The 6,280-nt window shown below is 29.9% G+C and carries 6 protein-coding genes; all 6 read right to left on the bottom strand.

Features of this window, described 5'->3' with window-relative positions; all coding sequences use genetic code 11:
• Positions 1 to 141 precede the first annotated feature (141 nt).
• On the bottom strand, positions 142 to 1,647 hold the full coding sequence (locus VJ881_00005) for a GGDEF domain-containing protein (protein ID HKL74427.1): 1,506 nt from the start codon (positions 1,645 to 1,647) through the stop codon (positions 142 to 144).
• A gap of 143 nt (positions 1,648 to 1,790) precedes the next feature.
• Positions 1,791 to 2,213 (bottom strand): SUF system NifU family Fe-S cluster assembly protein, encoded by a 423-nt coding sequence (locus VJ881_00010; protein HKL74428.1) that lies wholly within the window; start codon positions 2,211 to 2,213, stop codon positions 1,791 to 1,793.
• Positions 2,203 to 3,450: a cysteine desulfurase gene (locus VJ881_00015; protein HKL74429.1), complete on the bottom strand. Its 1,248-nt coding sequence runs from the start codon at positions 3,448 to 3,450 to the stop codon at positions 2,203 to 2,205. The genes VJ881_00010 and VJ881_00015 overlap by 11 nt, the downstream gene beginning before the upstream one ends.
• A complete protein-coding gene (sufD, locus tag VJ881_00020) occupies positions 3,425 to 4,447 on the bottom strand; it encodes a Fe-S cluster assembly protein SufD (GenBank protein HKL74430.1) in 1,023 nt (340 codons plus the stop codon). Before sufD ends, VJ881_00015 begins: the two co-directional genes overlap by 26 nt.
• An 8-nt stretch (positions 4,448 to 4,455) precedes the next feature.
• Complete coding sequence (gene sufB, locus VJ881_00025) at positions 4,456 to 5,862, bottom strand: Fe-S cluster assembly protein SufB (GenBank protein ID HKL74431.1); 1,407 nt, start codon at positions 5,860 to 5,862, stop codon at positions 4,456 to 4,458.
• A gap of 12 nt (positions 5,863 to 5,874) precedes the next feature.
• Positions 5,875 to 6,280 (bottom strand): ABC transporter ATP-binding protein (locus VJ881_00030; GenBank protein HKL74432.1); only part of this gene is annotated, 406 nt, incomplete at its 5' end.

The raw sequence follows: 6,280 nt of genomic DNA on the forward strand, positions 1-6,280 counted from the left end.
AATTTAACTTCAACCATTCCTGGAGGAGCCGCCTTAACTACACCAAAACTAACAAATAATATAAATGTAATTAAAAGGATTGAGAAAACGTTTGCATAAATAAAATTAGATTTTTTAAATATAATTTTCATCACCTTCTTATTATTTTTTTAATTCTAAATCTTTCTCTCCCTTTTTAGCCTGATACATAGCATAATCTGCATTTTTAATTAAATTTTCTAATTCTTTACCATCTTCAGGATAGATACTAATTCCTCCACTAATATTGATTTTTAGCTGCTGACCTTCTATTACAATCGGTTCATCAAATACTTTCAATATCCTATAACCAATCTCTTCAGCCTGTTCTTTTGAACCTAGATCAGCAATCATTATTACAAACTCATCTCCACCCAATCTTGCCAGACAGTCTTTTGACTTTAAGTTGCTTTTTAGACGAACTGCTATATTTTTTAATACATGATCTCCAATATTATGACCATATTCATCATTTATTCTTTTAAATTTGTCAATATCTAAGAATAAAATTGCAAATTTATTAGAATTTCCTTTGGCTTTATTTTTTTGTTTTTCAAACTTCTCTTCAAATAATTTTCTACCTGCTAAACCTGTCAATTGATCATGATAGGCTTGATATTCAAATTTATTTAAAAGATAAACTACTACAGAAATAAAACTAATAAATACTATTAACATCAAAATAATATTTAAAGAAAAAAGACCTCTATGTTTTGCTATTTCCTGCTGCATTACCTGATTATCATATTTAAGAGCAACTACATAAGAATTCCAACCTCCATCTCTGTCTTCTCTATCAGCAAATAAAGCTGGAAAAAATTTATAAGTATATTCATTACCATTATTTTTTATTGTTTTCGATTGAGATTCTTTATTTATTATTGCCTTTCTAGCTAATTCATCCTCTACTTCAGCTACATCTGGTTCTAAATAAGGTTTTTTGCTACTTCTAAGTTTTGCAACTTCATAATCAATAGGTTCAACACTAAAAAATGAAATTTCTTCTATTAGATTATATTCTTCTGTCAGCTGACTTGCATCTCCAAAAAGATCCAGATTCTTTAAAGACGGAAATTTATGTTGAGCATTGATACTCAATTCCAGTAAATATTTATTATCAGGAGTAGGCATATAACTGTATTTTTTGATCTCACCAGTTTGAGTGGCTAAATCAAGACGATCTACTACAAAAGTATCTCCATTTAATCTATCTCTTAAAATTTTTGCAAAACTTTTATATTTAGAAAAATCAAGTCCTAAATCCTTTTCAAAAGTAGTTCTGATTACTTTTAAATTATCATTAATTATATAAATATTATAACCTTCAAATCTCTCTTTCAATTTTTGTAAATCCCATTCATTAACATTAGGATTATTTTTATATTTATTAATCATAACCTGAGAATATTCTCGCATTTCCTCATTTAACTGCTCTTCAGCAATTTTATAAGAATCATTAATATTATTGATTGTTTGTAAAATATTTCTTTCTATCATTAATTGGCGACTTTCATATTTTTCCCTAATTACCTCTTTTGTACTCTGATAATTAGCTATAGAAATAACAAAAATAGTTAAAGCTAATACTATTATAATTATGTATTTAAATCTTTTTAATATGTTATTCAATTACCTCACTCCCATATAGTATTATTCGGTAATAAATGTAAAATACCTGCAAAGCAGGAATAAAAAAATACCCCACTCAGATCTTAAGTGGAGTAATAAATAAACATATATTGAAAGGTACCGGGTACTTTTTCTTTTTTTATTTATTTTAGGGCTTCTTTCAGAGTATGCCAGGATAAAACAGCACATTTAACTCTTGCTGGCATATTAGAGATATTTTGCAGGGCTCTTGCGTCCTTTAATTTTTTTAGTTCTTCTTTATCATCGATTTCTTTTTTTATCATTTTTATAAAAGTATCTACTAATTCTAAAGCTTCTTCCACACTTTTTCCCTTTATGAGATCTATCATAATGGAAGTAGACGCCTGTGAAATAGCACAACCACTTCCATGAAATACTGCTTTTTTGATAATTTCATCTTCTATATTAAGATCTAAAGTAATATCATCACCACAATTAGGATTATGACCGTGTTCACTTAAATCAGGGTTTTCTAATTCTCCTTTATTTTCCTTTTTATTATTATGATGCATTATCAAATCAGTATATACAGAATTAAGATCCATTACTAAACATCTCCTTTGCCTTTTTTATTCCTTCAATTAAGGCATCAATATCTTCTCTATCATTATAAATATAAAAACTTGCTCTTAAAGCTGAGTTAATCCCTAATTCTGCCATTAAAGGTTGAGCACAATGATGACCTGATCTAACTGCAACTCCTTTAGAATCAATAATAGTAGCACTATCATGAGAGTGAATCCCTTCAATATTAAAAGAAATAATACCACCTTTATTTTCAATATTTTCAGAACCATAAATTTCTAAATAATCCAGTTTAACCATCTCATTTAAAGCATATTCTAATAATTTTTTTTCATGCTCGAAAACTCTTTCCATACCTATCTTTTCCAAATAATCAATAGCCGCACTCAAACCTACTACTCCTTCAACATTGGGAGTTCCAGCTTCAAAGCGCTCAGGGATAGGAGCAAAACTGGAAGAGGATTTTTGTACATATTCTATCATTCCTCCTCCAGTTAAAAAGGGAGGCATCTCATCTAATAAATCTTTTTTACCATATAATACTCCAATCCCCATTGGGCCCAACATTTTGTGTCCGGAAAAAGCATAAAAATCTACATCAAGTTTTTGCACATCTACTTTCATGTGAGGTACAGCCTGAGCACCATCAACTATTACATATACTCCTTTTTTATGAGCATAATTAGTGATTTTTTGGATATCATTGATTAGACCTGTTACATTAGACATGTGAGTAATACTCAAAATCTTTGTATTTTTATTTATTTTATCTTTAATTTCCTGAAAAGGAATTTCCCCATTTTCATTAATATCAAGATATTTTAACTTTATATCTTTTCTTTTACTTAACTGCTGCCAGGGCAGAATATTACTATGATGTTCAGCAGTAGAAATTAACACTTCATCCCCTGATTCAAGTTCTTTTTCAGCAAATGAATAAGCAAGTAAATTAAGAGATTCAGTAGTGTTCCTGGTAAATATTATCTCTTTAGCTGAATTAGCATTAATAAATTCTTTTACTTTTTTTCTACCTTCTTCATATTTTTCAGTAGCTTTAACACTTAAATAGTGAGCTCCTCGATGAGGATTGGCATTAAATTTTTTATTATATTCTTCAACAGTTTTCAATACTTGCTCCGGTTTTTGAGTAGTAGCTGCATTATCCAAATAATGAAGAGATTGCCCATTAACCTCGTGACTTAAAATAGGAAAATCATTTTTTATCTCATTACTATTCAAGCTTCCTTTTGACTTCATTCATAACACTTCCTTTAAGATCATTAAGAGGTATTTTTTCAAAAATAGGATTAAAAGCAGCCTCAACTAAGAGCTTTTTAGCTTCTACTTTTGTAAAACCTCTACTCATCAAATAGAATAAACTATTTTCATCTATTTGTCCGGCACTAACTGCATGTTCTCCCTGAACATTATCTTCTTCAGTAAATAGAGCAGGTATTGAATCTGATTCTACTCTTTTATCCATCAAAAGAATATGTTCCTTTTCTGAGCCATCTGCAGCTTTGGCCTCTTTTTTAAAATGGAGATTACCTCTAAATATCTTCTTAGCTTTATCTTTTAAAACTCCTCTACTTTCAATTTCACTTTTACTATGCCTGCCAAAATGTTTAACAGTATAATCTAAATCAAGTTTTCTTTCTCCATCTCCAAAATAGATAGATTTTATATCAGCTTTACTACCTTCAGATTTTAAGATATTAATATTTTTAGTAATAGTTTCTCTGGCTCCTAATTCAACTGTAATCCAGTTTATTTCACCATCATTTTCAATAACACTTAAATTCAGATCAAAATTTTGGCTTTTATCATTAAGTCTCTGGATTTTGATGAAATTAACAACTGCATTTTCTTTTACAATAATTCTACTTAAACCATTATGAATTACTTTTTTATAATCTTCATTATTATAATCAACAACCAGGTTTAATTCACTACCCTTTTCAGCAATAATTAAATTATTATCATTAAATTCATTTCCCTTAGAACCTGTTTTATAATCTAATTCAAAAGGAGTTTCATATTTTTTACCGGCAGGTGCTTTAATATAAACCCCACTTTCAAAGAATTCATTACCTTTTTTAGCAATAGTATCTTTTAAGTCATCATCTAAATCTATATTTTCAAATCTTTCGAGGCTTTTATTAATTTCAGAATCAGAAATATTTCCATCACCCATATCTTCTACAATCAGATCAGCAAACATTGACTTTTTTTCTAAATATTCTTTTCTATACATATTATCACCTATCCTATACTTCCTTCTAATTCTAAATTAATCAGATTATTTAACTCAACAGCATATTCTAAAGGCAATTCTTTAGCAATTGGCTCTACAAAGCCTCTAACAATCATTGCTTTAGCTTCCTCTTCACTTATTCCCCGACTCATTAAATAAAAGATAGCTTCTTCACTTATTCGACCAACTTTAGCTTCATGACCTATATCTATATCATCTGTATTTAAATCCATAACAGGAACTGTATCAGATTTTGAATCATTATCAAGCATTAGTGATTCACAGGAAACAGTAGATTTGGCATGATCCGCAGAATCAGTAACTTTTAGTAATCCTCTATAAAAAGCATGTCCTCCACCTTTGGCAATAGAACGAGCATTTATATTTGAACTTGTATGAGGTGCAGCGTGAACAACCTTTGCACCTGTATCAAGATACTGATCTTCAGCTGCGAAAGTAACACCTGTATATTCAGCTCTGGCTCCTTTTCCATTTAAAATACTCATGGGATAAAGCATAGATACTTTTGAGCCAAATGAACCGGAAACCCATTCAATCAAACCATCTTTTTCCACAATTGCTCTTTTGGTATTTAAGTTATACATATTTTTTGACCAATTTTCTATTGTACTATAGCGAAGTTCAGCACCTTCTTTTACAAATAATTCAACTGTACCTGCATGAAGATTATTTACAGAATACTTTGGAGCTGAGCATCCTTCAATAAAATGAGCTTTTGCTCCTTTTTCAAGTATAATTAGTGTATGTTCAAATTGTCCTGCCCCGGCTGCATTTAATCTAAAATATGACTGTAAAGGAATATCAACTTCTACATCTTCTGGAACATAAACAAATGAACCACCTGACCAGACTGCTCCATGTAGAGCTGCAAATTTATGATCATCTGGTGGAACTAACTGCATAAAATGTTCTTTTACAATATCCTCATGTTCTTTAAGTGCTCTCTCCATATCCATAAAGATTACACCCTGTTCAACCAACTCTTCTTTTAAGTTTTGATAAACAACTTCAGAATCATATTGAGCTCCTACACCAGCTAGTGATTCTTTTTCCGCTTCAGGAATTCCCAAAGAATCAAAGGTGTTTTTTATATCTTCAGGTACTTCTTCCCAGTCATTCTGAATTTCCCCTTCACCTTTGATATAAGTCAAAATCTCGTCCATATCAAGGTCAGAAATATCTGCACCCCAATCTGGAAGAGGTTTGTTTTGATAGATTTCTAAAGACTTTAAGCGAAATTCAGTCATCCATTCCGGTTCATTTTTTTCTTTAGAAATTTCTCTAATTATTTTAGGTGTTAAACCAATTTTAGCTCGATTACTATAATCTTTATCAGTTTTTTTATCATGGATACTTCTATCTATTTCCTTAAGATCAACCTTATTTTCACTCATAAAATTTACCTCCTAACAATAGCTACATTCTTCCTGTTCCTTTTTTAATTTTTCATAGCCATTTTCTTCTATATCTTTTGCCAATTCCATAGTACCCGATTTAACTATTTTTCCATCAATTATTACATGAACATAATCTACATCTATATAATCTAAAATTCGATTATGGTGAGTAATAATCATTATTCCATTTTCATCTGAAGCCAATTTTTGAATACCAGTTGCAACTGTTTTAACTGCATCAACATCTAAACCAGAGTCAGTTTCATCTAATATTGCCAGCTTGGGATCTAAAACAGCCATCTGCAAAATTTCATTTTTCTTTTTTTCTCCTCCAGAAAAACCTTTATTTAAATATCTATCTGCATATTCTTTATCTATATCAAGTAATTCCATTTTTTCTTCTAGTAAAAATTTA

The sequence above is a fragment of the Halanaerobiales bacterium genome, assembly GCA_035270125.1.
In the GTDB taxonomy this organism is placed as follows: domain Bacteria; phylum Bacillota; class Halanaerobiia; order Halanaerobiales; family DATFIM01; genus DATFIM01.